This is a genomic window from Mesorhizobium liriopis (assembly GCF_024053505.1).
GTDB lineage: Bacteria > Pseudomonadota > Alphaproteobacteria > Rhizobiales > Rhizobiaceae > Mesorhizobium_B > Mesorhizobium_B liriopis.
The window spans coordinates 178,187-199,059 of record NZ_JAMXQS010000009.1 but is presented as its reverse complement, the minus strand read 5'-3'; the positions used below and the strand labels follow the sequence as shown (position 1 = coordinate 199,059).

At 64.7% G+C, this 20,873-nt stretch carries 22 protein-coding genes; 3 read left to right on the top strand and 19 right to left on the bottom strand.

Annotation, left to right across the window (positions count from 1 at the left end; translation table 11 throughout):
• Positions 1-73 precede the first annotated feature (73 nt).
• From NGM99_RS19070 to NGM99_RS19045, 6 genes are all read right to left on the bottom strand, one after another.
• Positions 74-1,282, bottom strand: a complete 1,209-nt coding sequence (locus tag NGM99_RS19070) for a glycosyltransferase (protein WP_252821899.1) — start codon at positions 1,280-1,282, stop codon at positions 74-76.
• A gap of 34 nt (positions 1,283-1,316) precedes the next feature.
• Positions 1,317-1,880 carry a biotin transporter BioY gene (locus NGM99_RS19065; RefSeq protein WP_252821897.1) on the bottom strand — a complete coding sequence of 188 codons (564 nt, stop codon included), beginning with the start codon at positions 1,878-1,880 and terminating at the stop codon, positions 1,317-1,319.
• Positions 1,877-2,518 carry an energy-coupling factor transporter transmembrane component T family protein gene (locus NGM99_RS19060; protein WP_252821895.1) on the bottom strand — a complete coding sequence of 214 codons (642 nt, stop codon included), beginning with the start codon at positions 2,516-2,518 and terminating at the stop codon, positions 1,877-1,879. Before NGM99_RS19060 ends, NGM99_RS19065 begins: the two co-directional genes overlap by 4 nt.
• The gene (locus NGM99_RS19055; protein ID WP_252821893.1) at positions 2,512-3,192 is read right to left on the bottom strand and encodes an energy-coupling factor ABC transporter ATP-binding protein; all 681 of its coding nucleotides are present in this window, start codon (positions 3,190-3,192) and stop codon (positions 2,512-2,514) included. The genes NGM99_RS19060 and NGM99_RS19055 overlap by 7 nt, the downstream gene beginning before the upstream one ends.
• Before the next feature lie 203 nt (positions 3,193-3,395).
• Positions 3,396-5,297 (bottom strand): TPM domain-containing protein, encoded by a 1,902-nt coding sequence (locus NGM99_RS19050; RefSeq protein ID WP_252821891.1) that lies wholly within the window; start codon positions 5,295-5,297, stop codon positions 3,396-3,398.
• 41 nt (positions 5,298-5,338) lie between these two features.
• On the bottom strand, positions 5,339-5,992 hold the full coding sequence (locus tag NGM99_RS19045) for a DUF3667 domain-containing protein (protein ID WP_252821889.1): 654 nt from the start codon (positions 5,990-5,992) through the stop codon (positions 5,339-5,341).
• Between the two features lie 319 nt (positions 5,993-6,311).
• On the opposite strand from NGM99_RS19045, the gene pepT reads away from it, so the two are divergent.
• The gene (gene pepT / locus NGM99_RS19040) at positions 6,312-7,547 is read left to right on the top strand and encodes a peptidase T (RefSeq protein ID WP_252821887.1); all 1,236 of its coding nucleotides are present in this window, start codon (positions 6,312-6,314) and stop codon (positions 7,545-7,547) included.
• Positions 7,548-7,556: 9 nt separating this feature from the next.
• Here the strand turns inward: pepT and NGM99_RS19035 are convergent, their stop codons facing one another.
• The 5 genes from NGM99_RS19035 to NGM99_RS19015 form a co-directional block, all read right to left on the bottom strand.
• Positions 7,557-8,639 (bottom strand): amino acid ABC transporter permease, encoded by a 1,083-nt coding sequence (locus NGM99_RS19035; protein ID WP_252821885.1) that lies wholly within the window; start codon positions 8,637-8,639, stop codon positions 7,557-7,559.
• Positions 8,636-9,820, bottom strand: coding sequence for an amino acid ABC transporter permease (locus NGM99_RS19030; protein ID WP_252821883.1), 1,185 nt, complete (start codon positions 9,818-9,820; stop codon positions 8,636-8,638). Before NGM99_RS19030 ends, NGM99_RS19035 begins: the two co-directional genes overlap by 4 nt.
• Positions 9,821-9,830: 10 nt before the next feature.
• Positions 9,831-10,865, bottom strand: coding sequence for an amino acid ABC transporter substrate-binding protein (locus tag NGM99_RS19025; RefSeq protein ID WP_252821882.1), 1,035 nt, complete (start codon positions 10,863-10,865; stop codon positions 9,831-9,833).
• Between the two features lie 435 nt (positions 10,866-11,300).
• Positions 11,301-12,317, bottom strand: coding sequence for an isopenicillin N synthase family dioxygenase (locus tag NGM99_RS19020; protein WP_252821881.1), 1,017 nt, complete (start codon positions 12,315-12,317; stop codon positions 11,301-11,303).
• 36 nt (positions 12,318-12,353) lie between these two features.
• Complete coding sequence (locus NGM99_RS19015; protein ID WP_252821879.1) at positions 12,354-13,676, bottom strand: O-acetylhomoserine aminocarboxypropyltransferase/cysteine synthase family protein; 1,323 nt, start codon at positions 13,674-13,676, stop codon at positions 12,354-12,356.
• Between the two features lie 321 nt (positions 13,677-13,997).
• Here NGM99_RS19015 and NGM99_RS19010 point away from each other — a divergent pair, with 321 nt between their 5' ends.
• Positions 13,998-15,299 carry an SAM-dependent methyltransferase gene (locus NGM99_RS19010; protein WP_252821877.1) on the top strand — a complete coding sequence of 434 codons (1,302 nt, stop codon included), beginning with the start codon at positions 13,998-14,000 and terminating at the stop codon, positions 15,297-15,299.
• A gap of 6 nt (positions 15,300-15,305) precedes the next feature.
• On the opposite strand, the gene NGM99_RS19005 is transcribed toward NGM99_RS19010, so the two are convergent.
• The 3 genes from NGM99_RS19005 to NGM99_RS18995 form a co-directional block, all read right to left on the bottom strand.
• Positions 15,306-16,178, bottom strand: a complete 873-nt coding sequence (locus tag NGM99_RS19005; protein WP_252821875.1) for an alpha/beta hydrolase family protein — start codon at positions 16,176-16,178, stop codon at positions 15,306-15,308.
• 207 nt (positions 16,179-16,385) lie between these two features.
• On the bottom strand, positions 16,386-16,652 hold the full coding sequence (rpsU, locus tag NGM99_RS19000; protein WP_252821873.1) for a 30S ribosomal protein S21: 267 nt from the start codon (positions 16,650-16,652) through the stop codon (positions 16,386-16,388).
• Between the two features lie 163 nt (positions 16,653-16,815).
• Positions 16,816-17,025, bottom strand: coding sequence for a cold-shock protein (locus tag NGM99_RS18995; RefSeq protein ID WP_252821871.1), 210 nt, complete (start codon positions 17,023-17,025; stop codon positions 16,816-16,818).
• Between the two features lie 238 nt (positions 17,026-17,263).
• Here NGM99_RS18995 and NGM99_RS18990 point away from each other — a divergent pair, with 238 nt between their 5' ends.
• A complete protein-coding gene (locus NGM99_RS18990) occupies positions 17,264-17,497 on the top strand; it encodes a hypothetical protein (protein WP_252821870.1) in 234 nt (77 codons plus the stop codon).
• 18 nt (positions 17,498-17,515) lie between these two features.
• Here NGM99_RS18990 and NGM99_RS18985 read toward each other — a convergent pair whose 3' ends face one another.
• The 5 genes from NGM99_RS18985 to NGM99_RS18965 all read right to left on the bottom strand — a co-directional run bounded on the left by NGM99_RS18985 (position 17,516) and on the right by NGM99_RS18965 (position 20,851).
• Complete coding sequence (locus NGM99_RS18985) at positions 17,516-17,773, bottom strand: hypothetical protein (RefSeq protein WP_252821868.1); 258 nt, start codon at positions 17,771-17,773, stop codon at positions 17,516-17,518.
• A gap of 137 nt (positions 17,774-17,910) precedes the next feature.
• Positions 17,911-18,189, bottom strand: coding sequence for a hypothetical protein (locus NGM99_RS18980; RefSeq protein ID WP_252821866.1), 279 nt, complete (start codon positions 18,187-18,189; stop codon positions 17,911-17,913).
• A 123-nt stretch (positions 18,190-18,312) separates the two neighbouring features.
• On the bottom strand, positions 18,313-19,068 hold the full coding sequence (locus tag NGM99_RS18975; protein ID WP_252821864.1) for an ATP-binding cassette domain-containing protein: 756 nt from the start codon (positions 19,066-19,068) through the stop codon (positions 18,313-18,315).
• Positions 19,065-19,901, bottom strand: a complete 837-nt coding sequence (locus NGM99_RS18970) for an ABC transporter permease subunit (RefSeq protein ID WP_435371457.1) — start codon at positions 19,899-19,901, stop codon at positions 19,065-19,067. The genes NGM99_RS18975 and NGM99_RS18970 overlap by 4 nt, the downstream gene beginning before the upstream one ends.
• On the bottom strand, positions 19,898-20,851 hold the full coding sequence (locus tag NGM99_RS18965) for a sulfonate ABC transporter substrate-binding protein (RefSeq protein WP_252821862.1): 954 nt from the start codon (positions 20,849-20,851) through the stop codon (positions 19,898-19,900). Before NGM99_RS18965 ends, NGM99_RS18970 begins: the two co-directional genes overlap by 4 nt.
• Between the last annotated feature and the right edge of the window lie 22 nt (positions 20,852-20,873).

The window sequence follows — 20,873 nt, the reverse complement described above, 5'->3', positions numbered from 1 at the left end:
TGGCTTTAAGCGGCTAAAACCCAGTCTGGTTCCGTTTGCAACGAGGATCGCATGCCGATCCTCGTTCGCCGGCTCAGGCCTCGGTCACGGCAGGGGAGCGGCCGGCGTGTCCGGCGCTCCTCGTCTCGCCCATCAGCGCGGCCAGACGGGCAATGGTGTGATCCCACGTCCAGCGCTTCAGCACCGCGCCGCGCGGGTCCATGGCGGGCGCGCGGGCGAGCAGCGCGTCGATGCCTTCATGAAAGCGCTCGGCAGAAACGGCGAGGCCCGTTTCTGGCGTGATGAATTGCAGCCCGCAGGAGAGCGCACCATTGGCGAGAACCGGCAGGCCGGCCAGCATATATTCGGTGAGGATTGCGGGCGCGCCATCGTCCACGCCGCAGACGAGCCCGACCCGGGCACGGTTCATCAGTGCGTTGACTTCCCCGAACGGCACACCGGGCGGGCCGACGAAGGTGACATCGAGACCGCGCCGGGTGGCCTCCTCACGCAGGGCGACGTCCATCTCGCCATAGCCGAACACGCAGAGCGCACTCGTCCCCGGCCGCTTTTCGAGCGCGTCGAACAGGATGTCGTGCCGCTTATAGGGTTGGGCCGCCGCGACATAGATGACGTCCCATTCCTTTTCCACGGTCGGCAAGAGATGGAAGGTCAGCGGGTCGGCGAATTCCGGGCCGATGGGCATGATCGCCGTTCGCATGCCCGGCAGGCGCGCCTCGACTTCCCGGCTCTGCCATTCGGCCCCCGTCAGCACGAGGTCGAAATGGCGCGCGGCGTGGTCCGGCATGCGCAAGGCGGGGGCATCGATGGAGTTGTAGATCTTGAAGCTTTCGGAACAGGCTTCGAGGATTGCCTCGTCCACGCCGAGGCCCCAGACGCACAGGATATCTGGCGCGCCGAAGGCATGGATGAAGCCGAGCATGTCGGCCGAGCGGAACGGCGCGTCCTCGCCGTCCAGATGAAAGGCGCGCCGCGCGAGAACGGGGCTCTCGCGGTAGAAGGAGGGCGGCGTGTCGGGCCGCCAGAAATGCCAGATCTCGGCGCGGGCGACGAGCCCGTGCTTGACGGCAGCGAGCGGCAGGCGTTCGAGATAGCCGCCGCGCACTTCGAGCGCGCCGCGCGCTTCTGTCAAGTCTTCCGGATCGTGCGGCGCGGGTCCGCGCCGGCCCGTCAGCCAGTCATCGCGGGCGTCCGCAGCGGTCAGGCCCAAAGACTGGGGCGGCCAGCCATCGCGGAAATCGCTGATGACGACGATGGAACGCGCACGATCGGATGGTGGCACGGAAACCTGCGGATGCGAGGAGAAACGGCGCGGCTCAGGCGCGCTGCGGCAGAAGCGGATAGCCCGCCAGCACGCTGCGCGCGGCAATCGCCGCCACGGCGGCCTTGAGAAGGTCGCCTGGAATGAAAGCAAGCGATCCCCATGCCACGGCCGAGAAAGGGGTGCCGGCCGCGAGCGTCACCCAGGGCATGCCGATGGCATAGAGCACGACGATGCCGCCGAGCACGGAAGACAGAAAGAAGCCGCCGAGCTGGCGCCACTCGCTCGCACCCTCACGCACCAGACGCTCGGCGAGGAAGCCTGACACGAAGGCCGCCACGATCCAGCCGAAGATGTAGCCGCCCGTCGGCCCCATCAGCACGGCAAGTCCGCCGCGTCCGCCCGACAGCACCGGCAGGCCGACCGCCACGAGCGCCACGAAGATGATATAGGCCAGCGCACCGCGCTTGGCGCCGATGATCGTGCCGGCGAGCATCACGCCCATGGACTGCATGGTGATGGGCACCGGAATGAAGCCGAGCGTAACGGGCGGCACGAGGCCGAGCACGATGATGATGGCAGCGAAGAGAGCTGAAAGTGCCAGATCACGGGTGGTCAAGACGAATGCCTTTCGCTGGACGGAAACGGTTTGGAAGCACCGCGCAGGCCGCGCGCGTCGATGGCCGACGCGACCTCGTCGGCCTGTTTGAGCGTGAGGATTATCAGCGGCCCGAGCAGCGTCAAGACGCGAACCTTCAGCCCCCGCGCCCTGTGCGCCTCGCGCAGCGCCTCGTAGCGCGAAAGAATGTCGGGCACGAAACGCAGGCAGAGGCCGAAGGTGAGCCCGGCATCACCGGGCCGCAGCAGGTTCAGCTTTTCGAGCGGCCGTGCCACGCGATCCACGACTGCCATCATCTCGGCGAGCGGCGTGGTGGCGGTCACGGCGGCGGCGGCGAAGACCAGCGCCAGAATGCGCAGTCCGAGCACTGCCGCATCCTGCATGGGAAGCAGGAACAGGTTGACCGCCAGGAGAAAGAGCAGCGACCAGAGCGTGGGCGCGATCCGGCGCAGGGCTTCGCGGATGGAAAGGCCTGCCGTGAGATAGGCCAGCGCGGCAAGGAACAGGAAAACTGCCAGCAGCCAGAGCTGGGTGACGAAGAAGAGCACGACGCCCGCAATCGCCAGTCCGGCCAGCTTGGTGCCGGCCGTGACGCGGTGCAGCGGCCCCCTGCCCTCGACATAGAGGCTCGTCAGCATCCGGCGATCTCATGATAGCGCGCAATGGTCTCATCCGGCGCGCCGTCGGCCAAAAGACGGCCCCCGTGGAAGAGCAGGAGCCTCGGCATATGCGCGGCGAATGAAAGGTCATGCGTCACCACCACCGCATCCTCGGGCATGGCGTCGATGGCGTCGATCACGCGGCGGCGGTTGCGCAGATCGAGCTGGTTGGTCGGCTCGTCGAGAACGAGGATGCGGGGCCGAAGCGCCCAGACGCTTGCCATGGCCGCCAATTGCAGTTCGCCGCCCGACAGCTCGTGCACGCGCCGCCTGGCCAGAGCTTCGATGCCGAAGCGGGCGAGCGCTTCCGCCGCCCGTTCCTCTGCCGCGCATGCCTTCAGCCCGCGTGCGCGCAGGCCGAACATGATATCCTCCTCGACCACCGGCATGATCAGCTGGTTCTGGGGGTTCTGGAAGACGAAGCCCGCTTCGGTGCGCGCACGCTCGGGCTCGGCGCTCGTTTCGATGCCGTTCACCGTCACCCGGCCCGTGCTCGGCAGGGAAAGCCCGTTGATGAGCCGCGCGAATGTGGTCTTGCCCGAGCCGTTGAGCCCGATCACGCCGAGGCGCGCGCCCTCGATCCGCAGCGAGAGCGGTTCAAGCGCCGTGCGCTCGCCATACCGGACGGAACAATCGGAGAAGATGATGTCCAAGCTGGCGCGGCATCCTGACATGGCTGGACGGTACCGGACGGGCGCATGGCATCCCTTTCGGCCCCGAACGGGTAACAGGCATGCCGCTCACGCGGCACGCCATGGTTTGCGGCTTGTAGGCCATCTTGGCGCCGCCGAACATAGGTTGTTCCGGGCGAAACGCGCGGCATTCAGGCAGGCGGGCGAGCGGGCGCGCCGCCACGTCACCTGAGGAGATCGTAGCTGACCAGATCGAATTGCGGGCTCGCGGCTGCGACAAGGCCGGTATCGCGCACCACGAAGGCATATTCACGGCCCTCTTCCAGGGGGCTCGGCATCAAGGCGGGAACGCTGGCGCTCACATAAAGCACGGCATCGCGGCCTTGCGCGTCGCGCACATGCATGGCGGGGCCGGTGTTCTTTTCCTTGGCCGCGTTGATTTCGACGTTTCGATCGTCCTTCGGCGGCGTCTTGCTGACCACGGTGGCGCGCAGCCGCACGAGCTTGCGATAGGTCGGGTTCCTGGCGGGGTCGTAAGCCTCGCCTGCGAGCCGGCGCGCCTGATAATCCTTTGCGGCCGTCATCATGCTCTCCAGGCTCGGATAGCGGACCGTCCATTCCCAATCGACCGTGTTGCGCATGATCGTGGACGAGGCTTCCACGATCAGGTCGCTCGCGATCTGCGCCCGCCCGCCGCCTTCCACCGTATCGAGAAAGCGCTGAAGCGAACGCCGTACGAGATCGTTGTTCTGGTAAAGAACGGCCAGTCCCGGCCCCATCGCGACGCCGACGCGTTTCTCGTTCGGTGCCACCACCAGCACGGCGCCATTGCCGACCTCGAGCTTGCCGACGCGCAGCTGGCGCATAAGGTCGAGCGCATAGCGGTCGGGCTCGCGACCCTGCAGATCCTTGGTCACGACCGTTACGATCTCAAGATCGTGGAGTGCCGCAAAGGCATAGGCGCGCTGGCTGAGTTCCTGCTTGATCTGAGGGTGGAACACGCCGATTTCGTCATAAACGAAGCGGTCGAACTTGGAGGGTGTCGCCGAGGCGTCGAGCCTGGGCACGCGGTCGAGCGCGTCGGGCGGGACCACCGCATCGCCCTTGGAGGCCGGATGCGTGCCGGGCATGCGGATATCGGCGGGCCCCGGAATTTTGAGCTCGATCGCGGCGGTCTGCTGCGGGGCTTGCGCCTGTGTGGCAGGCGGCTGAGCCGGCGAGGCCGGGGCCGGGCTCTGCGGCGCGGCGGCAACGGGCGGCGCACTCGCTGCGACCGCTTCGCCCTCGGCACAGCCGTTCGGCTGCTGGTCACAGGACTCGCTCCAGCCCGATTGCACGGCGGCGAGACGCTTGGAACGGCCCGGATGGGTCGGCCCGTCCGCTTCAGGCACCAGCGTTTCGATGGCTTCTTGCGCGTCGGCAAGGGTCGCGCCCATCTTGAACAGCACGAAACCGCTGAACTTGTCGGCTTCGAGTTCGACCGGCGGCTGGCTGCCGCCGGGCATCAGCGTGTGACCCGACAAATGGTGGCCGATCTCATGCGCCATGATCGAGACCGGCGCCCAGTCATTGCGCGCGGTGGCTTGGCGCACTTCGTCGATGAAGCGGGCATTATAGGCGATCACGCGGTGCGGCAGCTTGTCGGGGCCGAGCACGATCATCGCCGCCGCGTTCGGCACATTGGCTTCGACGACCGTGAAATTCTGCGGCAGGCCGGTGAAGCGCATGATCGCGCGAACCGCTTCCTCGCCCTGTTTGTTCTCAGGGCCGGACAGCGCCGTTTTGCTCACCTGCATCGCCTTGCCGTCATAGGAGCAGGCCTGGAGCATGTCGCTCAGCTCGTTGACCAGATCCTCCTCGCTCTCGGCCGGCGGCACCTCCGTTTGAGCGGCTTCGGCCTGGGCTAGGCGTAGCGGTTTCGCGGACAGGATCGGATTGGGATTGGACGCGAAAAGCGTGCCGGCCGCGGCGACTTTCTCGCAGATCGCCAAGTCACCAGAAGCTGCGTCATCGAGGGCAGCGGCATCGGCGGCTGTGGGAAGGACGAGCGCGGCGAAGCCCGACAAGGCAGTCAACGAAAGGACGTGAATGGAATGGCGAGCCGAGGTCCCGGATCGATGCTGCATGCGCGGTCAGTCCCCCAATCGGCCCCGGCAGTCGGGACCTTTCACTGAAGCTGCGCCATGACCAGCTTGATCACGGCCCAGGCATAAAGAAAGAGCAGGCCTTTCTTGACGAAAAAGAACGCAACGGCTCCCAGAAGCGGCCGCCACCACTGTTGCCGCCAAGGAATGCCGAAGAATTGGGTGAAAGCAAGGAAGACGATTCCCCCCTCCACCCAGGGCATGATCTGGCTCGACCAGAAGCGATGCTCTTTGATCAGTTCCGGCGTTGCGTGGAACAGAAGCGGCGACAGGCTGAGGATGCTTGCCACCAGGATCACGAAATGCGTATAGGTGGCGAGCACCAGATGCTCGACGAAATTGAAGCCGCGCACCCGCCAGAACACGAGATGGGACGCCACGAGTACCGCGACGAGCCCGAGCGAGAACGACCATTTCGAATAGCTCTGCACCAGTTCCAGCGCGCGGGACAGCGTGGCGCTGGTGGTCGTGAGATAGCCGGTCTGCGCGATCACCAAAAGCAGGAGGACGATGGCCGCGAGCAGGAGCTTGAGCGGGTGCACATGCGAGGCGCGTGCGCCCAAGACATAGTCGCGCGCGACCGAACCGGGCTGCAAGACCACCCGCAGGCCTGCCTTGACCAGACTGTTCTCGAACCAGCGCAGCTTGTCCCAGGCCTCGGTCCCGAGATCGCGCAAACGGAAACGCTCGGCCCGCTTCTGCCCGCATCGGGCGCAAAAAGGCGACAGGAGTTCCGCCCCGCAATTGCGGCAGACGGGTTCGGCAAAGGTTTCGGGCGTGATCCGAGCGGGCGCGGGCGGCGAATAGGAGATCTGGAGACTGCGCCTGATCGTGCTCAGCAGGGGCTCGGGCCTTTCCGAAAGCGGGGCTTTTCGGGAGATGACCTTTGGGTGGTTGCAAAGTCAATCAGGCGGGACGCCCGCAACGCCATTCGACCTCGCGCGCCGGCTGCGCTAGAACCGCGGAACACCATCTGTCCATTCCCGGATTGCCTTCATGCCGACCAGCGTTGCCGACCGTTTCCTGCGTTATGTCGTGATCGACACGCAATCGGACGCGTCTTCCCCATCCCAGCCTTCCACGAAAAAGCAGCTCGATCTGGCGCGCCTTCTGGTCGAGGAACTGCTCGCGGTCGGCATCACGGATGCTCACCTCGACGAGCACGGCTATGTCTATGCCACGGTGCCTTCGAACAGCGCGAAACCGGATGTGCCGGTGATCTGCTTTTGCGCCCATATGGACACCGCGCCCGACTTTTCCGGAACGAACGTCAAGCCGCAGATGCTGAAAGCCTATAGCGGCGGCGACATCGTGCTGCCGGGCAGTTCGGGCCGTGTGATCCGCGAAGCCGACCACCCTGTCTTGCGCAGCCTCGTCGGGCACGACATCATCACCACCGACGGCACAACCTTGCTCGGTGCCGACGACAAGGCGGGCGTCGCCGAGATCGTGGCAGCCGCCGAGTTCCTTCTGCGGAACCCGCACATCAAGCACGGCACGATCCGCATCCTGTTCACGCCGGACGAGGAGATCGGCCGGGGCGTGGACAAGGTCGATTTTGAAAAGCTCGGCGCCAGGTTCGGTTACACCATGGACGGTTCCACCGCCGGCGAGATCGAGGATGAGAGCTTTTCGGCGGATGCGGTGGAGATCGCCATCACGGGGGTCGCGATCCATCCGGGCTTCGCCTTCGGCAAGATGGAGAACGCGATCCGCATCGTGGGCGACATCATCGCGCGCCTGCCAAAGGAGCTGACGCCCGAGACCACCAAGGACCGCGACGGCTTCATCCATCCGACCGACGTGGCAGGCGCGATGGAAGGCGCGAGCCTGAGCCTCATCGTCCGCGACTTCACCGAAGACGGCTTGAAGGAGAAGGAAGCGCTGCTGGAAGGTATCGTCAAGGGCGTGATGGAGAATTATCCCGGCTCGACCCACACCTTCAGCGTCAGGGAACAGTACCGCAACATGAAGGTGATGCTCGACCGCAACCCGGAGATCGTCGAGTATGCGGTGGAAGCCGTGCGCCGCGCAGGCCTCACCCCCAAGCTCGGCGCCATTCGCGGCGGCACGGACGGCTCGCGCCTGTCCTTCATGGGGCTGCCCACCGCCAATATCTTCGCCGGCGGCCACGCCTTCCACTCGCCGCTGGAATTCGTCAGCATCCAGAACATGGAAAAGGCGGTCGAGACCATCGTCGAACTCGCCGGGCTCTGGGAAGAGCGGGCTTGAGCCCTAAGCCTAATGGCTGGCCACGGCGAGCCGCCGTTCGAGCCACCGGCTGTAGCGCGAGCCCGCCGTGCAGAGGAGCAGGAAGATCACACCGACCAGGAGATAGGCTTCGTCATAGAAGCCCAGCCATTGCGGATCGATGGCAGCGGCACGCGCGGCGTTCAGGATGTCGAAGATGCCGATCACGGCCAGAAGCGAGGTGGCGAGCAGAAAGCCGATGGCGAGGTTGACGATGCCGGGGATCACCACACGCAAGGCCTGAGGCAACACGATCATCTGCATGGTGCGCCAATAGCCCAAGCCCAGTGCCGAGGCCGCCTCTTCCTGCCCGCGTGGAATGGTCTGGAGCCCTGCGCGCAACACTTCGGCCAGGTAGGACGACCAGAACAGCGTGATCATGATCATCGCGCGCACGGTCTTGTCGAGAAAGGCGCCGCCCGGCAGCGCCATCGGCACGATCAGCATCGCCACATAAAGGATCGCCACCATCGGCGTCGCGCGCATGCCCTCGATGAAGGCCACCGCGAAGATCCGCAAAAGCCCGAGCCGCGAACGGCGCAGAAGCGCGAAGCCGAGCGCCAGGGGAAAGGAGGCCGCAAAGCAGGTGGACCAGACGAAGAGCGTCACCGGCAACCCGCCCCACTGGTTGGAAGAAACGCGCGGCGACACGACGATCCCCGACAGGAGCAGCCAGCACAGGCCGAGCACCAGCGGCCAGACCACCAAGAGCCTGGCACTCCACAAGCGGGGCCAGAGCGAGAAGCCGATCAGGCCGAGGATCAGCCCCACCACGAGTGCCGGGCGCCATTGCAGTTCGGGCGGGTAGAAGGCGAACAGGATAAAGCGCAGCTTGTTGCCGATGAACGCCCAGCAGGCTCCGGAGCGCGCCGCGCAATCCTGGGCCGTGCCGGAAAATGTCGCGTCCCACAGCGCCCAGCGCAGCAGCGGCGGCACGACAAAGGCGAGTGCGAGGAGCACGCCCAGGCTGATCGCCGCATTGAGCGGCGTGCCGAACAGGCGGTAAAACACTCGAGCAGGACTGAAGCGCCGAAGCGGCGGGCGGACGAGGCCTGCGTCGATATCGGCACTCATCGCGCAACGCCGCCGCGCAGCGCCACGCGGGCATTGTAGATGTTCATCAGAAGCGAAGCGAAGAGATTGAGAACCACATAGATGCCCACAAGGATCGCCAGCGCCTCGAAGGACTGGCCGGTGGTGTTGGCCGTGGTGTTGATCACCGACACGAGGTCGGGATAGCCGATGGCCACCGCTAGGCTCGAATCCTTGATGAGGTCGAGATAGCTCGACGTGGTGAGCGGCGTGATCACCCGCAGCGCCTGGGGAAGGACCACGAGCCGCATGATCCGGCCCGGCCCCAGTCCCAGCGCACGGGCTGCTTCCCACTGGCCGCGATTGACCGACTGGATGCCCGCCCGCACGATTTCCGCGATGGCCGCCGAGAATTTCACCGACAGGCCGACGAGAAGGGCGGCGAATTCGGGTGTGAGTGCAGCACCGCCGCGAATGTTGAAGCCCTTGAGTTCAGGCATGCTGAAGGCACCCGCACCGCCGAGCAGAGGCAGAAGCGCAAGGGCACCGAGAAGGGCGAGCGTCGCGAAAATGGAAACGCTCAGCGGCCAGCGCCTGGCGCGCACGACGAGCATCAGCGCAACCCAGGCGCCGACGAGCACGAGCCCAAGCAGCCAGGCGGAAAGAGGAAGTGCTGCCGGATCGGCGCTCGGCACGAACACTCCGCGATTGGACAGGAGGATCACGTCGAAGATACCGATCGCCTGTCGCGGCGCAGGAAACGCCTTGGCGACCGCGATCCAGAAGAAGAGCTGGAGCAAAAGCGGCGTGTTGCGCACCACCTCGATGTAAAGGCGCACGATGCCCCTCAGAAGCGGGTTGCCGGACAGGCCAGCCACGCCGAACAGAACGCCCAGAAGGGTCGCGAACACGCAGCCCAGCACGGCCACTTTCAGCGTGTTGAGGAGACCGACGAGGATCGCGCGGAAGTAAGGATCGCCCGGCGAAAACGGGATCACACCCTCGCCGATCGCGAAATTCGCGGCGCGCGATAAAAAATCGAAACCGGGTGTCACGCCGATGCGCGCCATGGTCTGCGCCGTGTTTTGCCCGAGCCAGACCAGCAACAGCAGAAAGCCCGCGCAGGCCAGGCCTTGCGCGAGCGGTTGGGGTCCGACCCATTGCCGGGCGCGGGCGAGAATGCCGGGCTTTTCCAAGCCCGGCACGGCAGTTTCTCGGCTCATGGCGTTCCGATCAACGGAAGGGCGGCGAGTAAAGCAGGCCGCCATCCGTCCAGAGGCGGTTGTAGCCGCGATCCCAGCCGAGCGGCTTCAGGTTGCGGTCGAAGATCTCGCCGTAGTTTCCGACCGTCTTGATGATGTTGTAGGCCCATTTCGGATCGAGCCCGATGGCCTGGGCGAGTGCCGGATCGACGCCCAGGAAACGCTGGATGGCCGGGTCTTCCGACTTCAGGAACTCGTCCACGTTCTGGCTGGTGATGCCCCATTCCTCGGCCTGGATCGTGGCATTGACCGTCCAGTTGACGATTTCGAGCCAGCGGTCGTCGCCGCCTGCGATGGCGGGCGCGAGCGGCTCCTTGGACAGACGCTCGGGCAGGACCACGTAGTCGTCCGGCTTCTTGAGCTGGGTACGCTTGCCGACGAGATCGGACGAGTCCTGCGTGATCGCGTCCACGCGGCCGCTTTCGAGCGCGTTGATGAACTCACCGGTATCCTCGATGGTGACGGGGGTGAACTGCTTGCCGGTCTTGCGGAAGAAGTCGGCGATGTTCAATTCGCCGGTCGTGCCCGACTGCACGCCGATGGTCGCGCCATCGAGGTCGGCCGCCTTTTCGACGTTGAGATCCTTGCGCACCAGAATGCCCTGGCCGTCATAGAAGACGGTGGGCCCGAAATGGAAGCCGAGCTGGAAGGCGCGTGTGATCGTCACCGTCACGCCGGACAGGAGAATATCGAACTCGCCCGACTGGAGCGCGGGCAGGCGCTGCTGGGGCGAGGAGTTGGTGAATTCCGCCTTGTCGGGATCGTTGAACACGGCGATCGACAGAGCGCGGCCGTAATCGACGAAGAAGCCTTTCCACTTGCCGCCGCTGTCTGGCGCGAAGAAGCCGGGGGTGGTGCCGACACCCACCTTGATCGTGCCGCGCTCCTTGATCTTGTCGAGCGTCGGTCCGGCATGCGCGAGACCTGAGACGACGCTGCTGGCCAGAACCAGCGAGGCCGCCAGCGCGCCTTTCCAGCGCGAGCCCGGCCTTGAGTGAACTGTCATGGAAATGCTCCTTGGGTTCTTGTCGGTTCGATCAGGTCAAGCCTCCATGGCGAAAGCCCCCCACCGGATCGTTTCCAAGGCTAGCCGCGCGCAGCGGCCGCGAGGAGAAACCGCAAACTAATTCGCAGGACATACCGGAAGACAAATACCGAAGTTCGGACAGAGAATGGCAGTTTGTTTCGACTGTTTTCCTGCAAGAAACGAGCACCCCCTGAACCGACCAAGTCTGCGCAAGAAAAAGCCGGGCCATCCAAGGGACAGTCCGGCAATGTGTTCAGAGGCAAAACCTCGAGAGGGAACACCGGCAAAGAAAACGGGAGGAGAACTTTGCCGATATGCCGCCTATGATCCGCAAGGGGACTTTCGGCAAAAGATGTCGTTCCAAATGCGGACGGCCTTCGGGAAAACCGTTCCGCGCTGAAGCGTGGGCAGGCTTCACCCTGCCTTGAGGAAGCCTTGACCGAGCAGATCGGCATAGTGGCGCTGGGCGACATCGGGGTGCGAGCGCAACCGGCTCTTGAGCACATTGGTGCCGACATCGCGAAACAGCGGATTGCCCGGATCGCTGGCCGGCCCCAGTGCCTGAACGGCGAGCTCTTCCGGCAAGGTGATCAAGGGGATGGTCGCATCCAGCCGGGCACCGAAGAAGAACGGGACGGACAGCCGCTCCGCTCCTTTCGGCGGGGTGGTGACCCGGTGCACCGTCGCGCGCAGATAGCCGTTGGAGGCGAGCTCCAGAAGCTCGCCGATATTGACCACCAGCGTGCCGGGGATCGGATCGACATCGACCCAGGCCCCGTCATACTCGACCTGCAGCCCCTTGTTTTCGTCCTGCAGAAGCAGTGTCAGGAAGCCGCCGTCCTTGTGTGCGCCCACGCCCTGTTCGCCCGCTTTGCCGCCGGGATAGCGCACGATCTTCATGCGGTGGTTGGGCCTGTCGCTGTAGATCGTCTCGAACGCATCCTTCGGCTGATCGAGCGACAGCGCGAAGGCTTCGAGCAGGCGGATGGCGACGCCCGTCACCTTCTGCTGCCAAGCAAGCAGTTCGTCGCGCAGCTCGGGCAAGGCTTTCGGCCACTGGTTGGGCCCTTGCAACCGCGTCCAGGCGGGTGCGCTTGTGTCACGCGACAACGGCTCGCGCTCGACGCCGATGTCGAGCTGCTCGCGCCAGTCGGGCTTGCCGCCGGTCAACTCGCCGCCCGTTCGCGTATAGCCACGGAACTGCGAGGAATTCACCATGGAAATCGCAAGCTTGTCGGCATCGGGCAGCGAGAAGAAGCGGCGTGCGGCGCTGAGCACGCCATTTTCCTCGCTCTGGCTGATGCCGTGGCCGGCGAGATAGAAAAAGCCCACATCGCGCGCGGCCGCGCGCAGGTCCGCCAGGAATGTGCGCCTTTCGGACGGGCCTTGATCGAGGCGGGCGAGATCGAGAACGGGAACGAGACGGGTCATGGACAGGTCTCCGGTGCTATCGAGGCCATCATCCGTTCAAGCCGCCTTCAGCGCCGGCTGCGCGGCCGCCGCCAGTGCCTGGTCGAGGTCGCGGATGATGTCGTCCGGGTGTTCGATACCGACGGAGAGCCTCACATAGCCCGGCGTCACGCCCGCCTTGAGCTGGTCTTCGGGCGACAACTGCGAGTGCGTCGTGGTTGCCGGATGGATCGCGAGCGAACGCGCATCGCCGATATTGGCCACATGGTAGAGGAGCTTGAGCGATTCGATGAAACGCCGCCCCGCTTCGCGTCCCTCCTTCAACTCGAAACCGACCAGCGCACCGAACGAGCCGTCGCGGAAATACTCGTCCGCCCGGCGCTTGGCCTCGCCCTCCTGGTGCTTGGGAAAGATCACCTTTGCAACCGCTGGATGACCGTTCAGATAATCCGCCACCTTGACTGCGTTCTCGCTGTGCTGGCGGATGCGCAAAGGCAGCGTCTCGATGCCCTGAATGAACTGGAACGCGTTGAACGGGCTGATGCCCGCGCCGATGTCGCGCAACAGAACGGTGCGGATGCGCAGGACATAGGCGATGGGTCCGAGCGGCTTGGCCGCTTCGACCCAGACCTTGCCGTGATAGCTCGAATCGGGCGTGTTGAGCGTGGGGAAACGCTCCTTGTGCTCTTCCCATGGGAAGTTGCCGCCATCCACGATCAGCCCGCCGATCGAAGTGCCGTGGCCGCCGAGATATTTGGTGGCCGAGTAGATCACGACCGCCGCGCCATGCTCGAGCGGGCGCAGGATCAGGGGGGCGGCCGTGTTGTCCACGATCAGCGGCACGCCCAGCGAGCGGCCGATCTCGGCGACTTGCCTGATGGGAAACACCTCCAGCTTCGGATTGGGCAGCGATTCCGCATAATAGGCGCGGGTGCGCGCATCGGTGGCGCGGCGGAAATTCTCCGGGTCCGACGGATCGACGAAGCGGACTTCCACGCCGAAATGCTTGAGCGTGGCGGCAAACAGCGCCCATGTGCCGCCATAGATGTCGGTCGAGGAGACGATATTGTCGCCTGCGCCCGCGAGGTTCAGAACGGAATAGGCCGAAGCCGCCTGCCCCGAGGACAATGCGAGCGCCGCAGCGCCGCCTTCGAGAGCCGCGAAGCGCGTTTCGAGAGCTTCCTGCGTGGGGTTCGACACGCGCGTATAGATGTGGCCCACCTCGTCCAGCGCGAAAAGCCGGTCGGCATGGCCCGTATCCTGGAACTGATAGGAGGTGGTCTGGTAGATCGGCACCGCGACGGCACCCGTCGCCGGGTCCGAGCGCCAGGCGCCGCCATGAAGAGCGAGCGTTTCGGGAGCGAGATTTTCGAGGGTCATGCTTATCCTCCAGCCTTGGCCGATCGGCTGCTGCCCATGCCGGGCCGATCCGCACTCATGATGGCGGTCATGCTTCCACGAACCGACTGCCTATCGAAGCAACGCCCGTTTAAATTTCGGCCTTTGCTTGAAGCATCTCATCGCATCCGGGCGACGAAACGGAGAAGATTGTTGCGCGGAGGGGCAGAATCCGGATGATCCGATATCTGCTCATGCGCCGAAACCTTCTCGAGAAACGATGCAACTGCCGACCTGCCCATAGGTAATGACCCCATGCCGGCAACCTGATAGGACCGTATGACAGCGGGAAGAGGGTTCGGCATGGATGCGAAGGCAAAGAAACGGCTGCTGTCGTTCAGCCGGCTTTTAAGCCATGCGCGCGAAAGGCTCGCACTCGATCTCGGCTTTCGGCTCTGGGACAACAGTTTGTTGCCGGCCGATTGGCCCGCCGATGCCCCGACGATCGCGATTGCCGACGAAAACGTCGTATCCGCCATGCTGCGCGCGCCCAATGTCGAGACGCTCGCCAATCTCTGGGTGGCGGGACGGATCGACATCCTCAACGGTTCGATCTTCGATCTCGTCGCGCGCCGCCCGAAGGTGCGAACAGCCGAGTTCCGCCGAAGCCTCGACCGAAGGCTGGCCTTGGGCACAGGGCTCAAATTCCTGTTCCAGCCGCGCGGCGGCCCATGGCCGCTGGAAGAGATCGCCGGCGAAAAGGAAGGGGGGAATGCCAAGCGCAACAAAGAGAACGTCGCCTACCACTACGACGTGTCGAACGAATTCTACGCGCTCTTTCTGGATGAGCGCATGGTCTATACCTGCGGTTACGCGCAGCATTGGGATGCATCGATCGATGAGATGCAGTTGGCCAAGCTCGACCATATCTGCCGCAAGCTGCGCCTGAAGCCCGGCGACCGCCTGCTCGATATCGGCTGCGGCTGGGGCGCGCTCTGCATTCATGCCGCGCAGCATTACGGCGTCCACGCCCATGGTGTGAGCCTGTCGGAGGAACAGGTCGCCTACGCGCAGGAAAAGGTGAAGCGCCTCGGGCTCGAGGATCGCGTGACGATCGAGATTCGCGACTATCGCCATGTCACGGGCAAATACGACAAAGTTTCCTCGGTCGGCATGCAGGAGCATCTGGGCTCCGACCAGTACGAGGCCTATTACACCACCGTCCGGCGCGTCCTGAAGAAGGACGGGCTCTACTTCCATCAGGCCATCACCCGGCCCGCCAAGCGCCGCAAGAAGCTGCTCGGGCGGCAGAACCCGGAATTCCGGCTTCTCACCAAATACATCTTTCCCGGCGGCGAGCTCGACAATATCGGCGGCACGATCCAGTCGCTGGAGCGGCACGGCTTCGAGGTCCACGATGTCGAAGACCTGCGCGAGCACTACCAGCGCACCTGCCGGCATTGGCACGACCGGCTGCTCGCCCACTACGATGAAGCGGTTGCGCTGGTCGGTGCCGCCAAGACGCGGCTCTGGATCGCCTATCTGGCAGCATGCTCGATCGCGTTCGAGCGCAACACGGTCTGCCTTTACCAGACGGTTGCCTCCGTCCGGCATCGCGGCGCATCCGGCCTGCCGCCGACGCGCGAGGATCTCTACCGCCGGTAAACCCCGTCAGGTGTTGGCGAAGAAGCGCAACGCCTGGGCGCTCTCGCCCGGAATGGCAGAGCTGTGATCGCCGATCACGATGCCATGCGTCACGGCGAGGCCCTTGGCCCGCGCGCGCCGGGCGGTGACGCTGATCCGCTCCTCGGACCGGGTCTCCTTGGAGCCATGCAGCATCAGCACCGGGCATTTGAAGCTTTGCGCGAAGCACACCACCGAGCGCATGTCGAACTCACGCGCGTTCTCGGCGTCGAACCTGATATCCTCGGGATAGCGTTTGAAGAAGGCGCGCGCGTCGGGGTTCGGCGAGAAGGCGGCTGCCGCCCGAAACAAGGGGGATGCCATGGCGCCCAGCAGCGTCAGCGTTCCGCCGATGCTGTGACCGGCCAGGAAGATGCGCGTCGGGTCGATGCCGGGCAGCGCCTTGAGCGCATCGGCGGCCGCCAGCACATCATCGGTTTCGTCGTAAAAACCTGAAAAATAGCCGGGCTGGCCGTTTTCGGCGCGAAGGGCCGGCATCATCGCGACATAGCCGGCCTCGCGATAAGGCCGTGTCAGGTCCCAGTGGCCGTGCCAGAGCGCGTTGCCGCCATGCAGAAAGAGTACCGCCGGACGCTTTTCGCCGGGCTTGGGCGCATCGTCGGACAGCCAGGCCGATAACGGCCTGTTTCCCGATCCATACCCAATGGAGCGCGCACCCGGAGGCGGGGTGAGCGGATCGCCTTTGTCGGGCGCAGGCCCTTGCCGTACGAGCTTCGTTTGAAACGCAGCACGTGCCACCGCATAATCTTCGAGGATCAAAGGCGGCTCGGCTGCCATCGCTGGAGCGGGCCCCGACAGGCCCAACAACGCGGAAGACAAGAGAAAAGCGCGGCGGTTCATGCGGGCTGCCCTCAAGACGCCAAGAACAGTTCCCTGGCGCAATGCTCGTTCCGCTTCTTGAACGGATTGAGACCCATCATGATCCGCCGATCCTAACGGAACAAGGGAATGTGAGGGGAGAGATGCGAAGCTTGCACCACCGCCGATCCGCAACAAAGGGGACCGGCGCTGCTTCAGTATCGTCTTCGTGAAATCCGGCGAGAGGGCTCAGCCCTGAGCAGCACCACCGGCAGCCGGACGGCGCACGAATTCCTTTTTCTTCGGGGCCGGCAGAAGGCCTTCGCGCTGCGCCTGCTTGCGGGCTGCCTTGCGGGTGCGGCGGATCGCATCGGCCTTCTCACGAACGCGACGCTCGGACGGCTTCTCGAAATGGCGGCGCTGCTTCAGCTCGCGCAGAACGCCTTCACGCTGCAGCTTCTTCTTGAGGACGCGGAGCGCCTGATCGACATTGTTGTCGCGGACGAGAACTTGCATGGAAACTCCCTAGAAACAAAGGAACATCAAAACGAAAAAAGCGTCCGCTTGGGCGGACGCTCCTGAGCTGCCGCCCCGCCTGCGAGCCGCACTGGTGCCGGTACATCCGTGGTCACCAGTGCTTGGGGCTCACCAAGCAGGGCTTGAGCAGGCCATGCGGCGCTTAGAGCGCCTGCAGGTTGCCTGCCGACATCTTGCCCGAACGCTTGTCCTGGACGAGATCATACGAGAGCTTCTGGCCCTCGTTGATGCTCTGCAGGCCGGCGCGCTCGACGGCGGAGATATGCACGAAGGCGTCCTGGCCGCCATCATCGGGCTGGATGAAGCCGAAGCCCTTGGTTGCGTTGAACCACTTCACGGTTCCTGTAGGCATGACGATTCCTTTCAATCGGTCAACAAGTCATTGAGCATCACGCACGGTTGGCACGACGCCGCGGTAAGATCGATTTTGGAGAAGAGATCGCCAGAATGAGCCCAGAGGGCCCGGGTAGACAAAGTCGCTTGCAAGATCGATGCGCGGAATATGCACCGTGAATGCGTTTCCAACAAGGCTGTCCACAAGATAAATTTTGTTGTGGCGTGGAAATCCACCTGTCTTTAGGCTCGGCATCATGAAAAACCATTCCGGCACGGCCGGCCAGCTCAACCTTTCCGAGCGCAAGAGCCTCGACAAGGCCGAGAAGACGACGCAGGCGGCAAACGACATCATGCATGCCGAGCGCAAGGCGTCGGATGCCAAGACCGCCCGCCTGAAAGCCGCGCGACTGGCCCGCGACGCGGAAGCCCCGATCGCGGAGCCGAAGAAGTCTCCCAAGCCGAAGCCACGCAAGGCCGCCGGCAAATAGCCTTCGATTTTCCGTGCGCTAGTGGCGGGTTCCGTCCAGCAGCCCGACCCGCATCATGAGACGTTCGCGCCGCATAACTTCGGCCTTTTCGCGGACCCGTGCCAGACGACGCAGTTCGGCCTCCCGCTCCTCCAGAGGCAGCTGCGCCGTGTAGTCTTCAAGGAACTCGTCGACCAGATCGGCGGACAGACCGGACAGCCAGTCCACGAGGATCACGTCCGACAACAGGTCGTGGACGGCGAGACGGGCTCGCAAATGCCGCGCTTCTTCGCTCATGAGACCCTTCCCCGATCCATGCGCAGAGTGTGTGAGCGCGGGGAACTAGGCTGGCGGAGCGCTTAGGCAAGGCTCGCATGTCGTTTGCCGCCTTGCCAAAATGCGTAGCGGCAGGACACGTGGCCTCGGGCCGAAGGCTAGCGTCGCCTTTGCTCGCAGATATTCGCGCCACCGGTTTCTGCCGCGCGGCATTTGAAGCCGCACTCGAAACCGCTCAAGGCTTGTTCCGGCATGGCGCGCAGGGCGGAAATGGCAGCGGCCTTGCACTGTGCGAAACTCGCGAAATTGCCGAGGCTCGTCATCTGCGCCGTGTTGTTCTGGTCGGGATAAACGAAGCCCATCCAGTCCTTGGCATTGTCACACGCGGCCAAAAGGCCAACGAGGCCCATCACGGCCACGATCTTCGTCTTCTTCATCGGCGCTCCTCCACCTGACAGCATCAGAACGCCTCGGAGTGCCGCTGTCGAGCGAAATGGTGTGAGCCAGGCGTTTCATCGCTTCGCACGGCATAGACCATGGGAAACGACCCGCAGCGGCGTTTACACCGCCGCGAGGATCTGCTTCTGCAATTCCGCCGCACGCGGATCGGCGAGTTCCGCGCGGGGATGTTCGAGATCGACAGGCAGATCGAGCGCCACGCGGCCCTCGCGCAAGACGATCACGCGATCCGCGAGTGCCACGGCCTCGGCCACGTCATGCGTGATCAGCACCGTGGTGAAGCCGCGCTCGCGCCAGATGCCGTCGAGCAGCCGGTGCATCTCGATGCGGGTCAGCGCGTCGAGCGCGCCGAAAGGTTCGTCGAGAAGCAGGATGTTCGGCCGGCTCACCAGAGCGCGCGCGAGCGCCACGCGCTGGCGCTGGCCGCCCGAGAGCACCGAGGGCCATTCATCGCCACGCCCGTCGAGCCCGACATCGCGCAGCGCCTGCAAGGCCCGCTCGCGCCAGTTTTCACCGCGCGCGATGCCGACATTTTCCACCACCCGCTGCCACGGCACCAGCCGTGCCTCCTGAAAGAGCAGCCGCACGGCCGGGTCGAGGCTCGTCACCGCGCGTTCGCCGATCATCACCCGCCCGCCCGATGGCTGATCGAGGCCCGAAACGAGCCGCAGGAGCGTGGACTTGCCCCCGCCCGAGCGCCCGACGACCGCCACGAATTGCCCGGCCGGGATGTGGAGGTCGAAGCGGCGCAGGACTTCCGTCTCGCCGAAACTCTTGGAAACGCCCGCAAGCCTGATCGGCAGGCCGGCGGCCCCGGCAGCGCCCGGCGCAACGTCCCGTTGCACAGCCAGGCTCATGGCTTGTTCTCCCTGGCGATCTGATAGGCCGGATGCCAGGACAGCGCGCGGCGTTCGATGGCCTTGGTGGCCCAATCGGCGAGCTTGCCGAGCAGCGCGTAGACGAGGATGCCGAGGATCACCACATCGGTCTGCAGGAATTCGCGTGCGTTCATGGTCATGTAGCCGAGCCCGCTGGTGGCCGAGATCGTTTCCGCGACGATCAGGGTCAGCCACATCAGCCCGAGCGCATAGCGCAGGCCGACCAGGATCGAGGGCAGCGCGCCGGGCAGGATGATGCGCGACAGCCGGGCACGACGGTCGAGCCCATAGACTTCCGCCATTTCCACCAGCTGCCGGTCCACCGTGCGCACGCCGTGGAAAGTGTTGATGTAGAGTGGAAAGAACACGCCGATGGCGACCAGGAAGATCTTCGCCGTTTCGCCGATGCCGAACCACAGGATGACGAGCGGGATCAGCGCCAGATGCGGAATGTTGCGGATCATCTGCACCGTGCTGTCGAGCAGCGTTTCGGCCGGCCGCCAGAGGCCGGTCGCGAGCCCACCCAGGAACCCCAAGCCGCCGCCGATCAAGAGCCCGATCAATGCGCGCTTGGTGGAGGCCCAGGTGTTGGCGATGAGCGAGCCATCCTGCAGGGAGCGCCAGAACGCGCTGGCGATGGTGGATGGTGCGGGCAGGAGCCGCGCATTGACCAGCCCGGCACGCGCGGCGATCTCCCACACCACGAGAATGAGGATCGGCAAGGCCCAGGGCGCGAGCGCCCGGCCGAACCGCGCGAGGCTCGGTCTGGTGCGCTCGGCCCGCCGCGCCGGGCTCAAGGCCTCAACCGTCACTGGCTGACACCCGGCACCACCTCCTTGATCGACAGCTTGGCCGGGATCAGCTTGAGGTCGAAGAAGGTGTCGGCGATCTTCTGCTGTTCTTCGACCACTTCAGCGCTCAGCGGCTTCACGCCATAGGATTGGCGCTCGAGCGCCACCTTGAGCACATCGGCCGGGATGCCGACGGAGGGCGCGAGCGTGGCGGCGGCTTCCGCCGGATTGGCCTTGGTCCATTCGTCCACCTCGCCGATCGCAGCGATCAGCGCGTCGAGCGGCTCCTTGTTGGCGTCAACGAAACTCTTCGCACCGAGATAGAACTGGTGGTTGGACACGATCCCCTCGCCATTGCGCAGGGTGCGCGCCTCGATGGCCACCTCGCCCGCCGCCTGGAACGGATCCCAGATCGCCCAGGCATCGACCGAGCCCTGCTCGAAGGCCGCGCGGCCATCTGCCGGTGGCAGGAACACGGTCTCGACATCGGGATAGGAAAGCTTGGCTTCCTCCAGCGCCTTGACCAGAAGGTAGTGAACGTTCGAACCCTTGTTGAGCGCGACCTTCTTGCCCTTCAGCTCGGCCACCGACTGGATCGGGCTGTCCTTGGGCACGAGGATCGCCTCGCCGCGCGGAGCCGGCGGCTCATGGGCGACATAAACGAGTGGCGCGCCGGCAGCCTGCGCGAAGATGGGCGGGGCTTCGCCCGTCGAGCCGAAATCGATGGCGCCGACATTGAGCGCTTCGAGCAGCTGCGGGCCGCCGGGGAACTCGGTCCATTCCACGCTCCAGCCCAGCGGCTTCAGCTTTTCCTCGAGCGTGCCGCGTCCCTTCAAAAGAACCAGCGTGCCGTATTTCTGGTAGCCGATGCGAATGGTCTTGTTCTGCGCCAGTGCCGGAACGGCGTTGAGCAAAGGAAGCGCGAGCGCTGCGGCAAGGGCCGCGTTGAAGAAACGGCGTGTGATCGGCATATGGTCGAAACTCCCGGTAAGC